Annotated in this window: 1 protein-coding gene; it reads right to left on the bottom strand. The window is 54.3% G+C overall.

The window, feature by feature from the left end; genetic code table 11:
* A partial coding sequence (locus AC1RPQ_RS08195) for a hypothetical protein (protein WP_481762293.1) occupies positions 1-348 on the bottom strand: 348 nt, incomplete at both ends.

The raw sequence follows: 348 nt of genomic DNA, 5'->3' as shown, positions 1-348 counted from the left end.
GCGGATTGCGCCCAAGCACCAGATTCGCAAAATGACGGCACCAGAAACCTAGAAGGTTGGCCAGCTCACCTTGCTTGTCCAGAAGCTTGAAAAAGTCGAGGGTGGAGACGACACGAATCTGTTCGTCACCAACCTTCATCTTATGGACCCACCCGCGCTTGTACTGTGGGTGTTGCACTTGTGGAAACACAGAGTGCATGGCCTCATCGCCTGAGAACAGGATGTGGGTCGGCTTGAACTTCTTGATCGCCTTCTTCAGGCGTTCACCATAAGCAGCTTCGGCCTCACGACGCTGCGCTGGCCCCATCTTGAGGTGTCGGTTTTCCGCGAAGTTGATCACCATGTAAC

The sequence above is a fragment of the Dellaglioa sp. CoH-57-MRSF-21 genome (assembly GCF_056781915.1).
This window is presented reverse-complemented; position numbering and strand designations above follow the sequence as displayed.